The 1536-nt window shown below is 60.5% G+C and carries 1 protein-coding gene; it reads right to left on the bottom strand.

Annotated features, from left to right (window positions below):
* Positions 1 to 274 precede the first annotated feature (274 nt).
* Positions 275 to 1405 (bottom strand): IS110 family RNA-guided transposase, encoded by a 1131-nt coding sequence (locus A6V37_RS00090; RefSeq protein WP_064271780.1) that lies wholly within the window; start codon positions 1403 to 1405, stop codon positions 275 to 277.
* Positions 1406 to 1536 lie beyond the last annotated feature (131 nt).

The raw sequence follows: 1536 nt of genomic DNA on the forward strand, positions 1-1536 counted from the left end.
GGACTGATATGACTTTCCGTGTCAATCGCGATCGGTTCTCGGTTTTGGTGCATCTGAATTTCCTGAGGGCGACGTAGCAGTACGTCTCGACGGTGGGTCACACTGATATCCGCGGGTTGGTTACCGCATTACTGTGGTCCGCCCTATGAGCCTGCCGCTACCTAAAGTCGCAAGTCGCATGAGATGTGTTGCATAGTCCAATCGCGGGTTGCTCGGGTGCCGGGCTACGCCGCCTTCAGGAAACTCTCCATGTCCTCGTTAAGGTGATGTGATGTCACCCTGGTCTGGCATCCTTCGGTATCGCGAGGGACATCGCCAGTCTGCTGATGTCCCAGATGAACGCCGAAAGCTCTCGCGCAACGGCAACCACGCCTGTGTTCACATTCTTGCCGCGCGCTGCGAGCTTGCGATATCGCCGGCACAGTCTCAGTTGGGCATCCCACGCGCGGTCGATGATCGGTTTCGGGATTCCTTCATGGCGGCGTTGTATGTCCGGGCTCACCCGAGCGGGGTATCTGTAACTCCACGCAGCCTCGACGAGCAGCTTTCTTGCATAGCTGTTCCCGTTTTTTGTGATGCTGCCTTGACGGCGCCGGTCTCCTGAAGAGTGTTCGGAGGGCGTCACCCCGAGCCAGGCCATCAGCTGACGCGGATGTTCGAATCGCGACAGGTCGCCGAGTTCGGCGAGCATGCCTACGGCCGTGGTGAACTGGATGCCCCGCATTGCCTGCAGTCCCAGTACGGCCGGATAGAAGCGCCAGTTGACGACAGCCTCGCGTAGTGCCGCCTCGAGGCGGTCGCATTGCGCGAGCCTGTCTTCGATGGTACGGCGGCACTCGTCAAAGGCCAGTTGTTGCCAGTGGTTGGGGAACGCGAAGGTGCTGATCCACCTTCGATGTGCCGGCCCCCAGTTCGCGCTGCCGGTGTAACGAACACCATGAGAGAGCAGAAAGGACTTGAGCCGCTGGCGCGCGTGCTTGAGATCCGTTTTGGCGGCGGCCCACGCGCGGGCCAGGTCCCGGAATGCCTCATCTTCGACGCCAGGCACGTAGACAGGTGAGAGATCACCTGCGCGCAACGAGCGCACGAGTTTGACTGCGTCGCGGCGGTCGGTCTTGACCCGCTCGCCTGGTTTCTTCGGAATCAGCGACGGGGCACATACCATGCAGTCGAATCCCTTCTGTACCAGTTGCCGGTAAAGGCCATAGCCGCATGGCCCTGCTTCGTAGACGATGCGGACGTGCTTCGCCTTGGACTGCATGCGTTGGCAAAGGCGATCGATGTCCGTCTTCGAAGTGCCGATCTTGCCCAGCAATTCGACCTCGCCTATCCCGACGGCATACGCTGCCGTGATCGATTCCTTGTGCACATCCAGACCGACGTACACCGTGCTATCGTGTTCCATGCTGGCCTCCGCGCTGGAAATTGCCGGGTGTCGCCCTCGTGCACACCATGCGGCTCTGGCAGCAATGCTAACCCGCGTCTGGTTCCTCACGGCGGGCCAGCCACCACCTCACGGAAAGTCATACTGCCTAA

The sequence above is a fragment of the Paraburkholderia ginsengiterrae genome (assembly GCF_001645125.1).
Classification (GTDB): Bacteria; Pseudomonadota; Gammaproteobacteria; order Burkholderiales; family Burkholderiaceae; genus Paraburkholderia; species Paraburkholderia ginsengiterrae.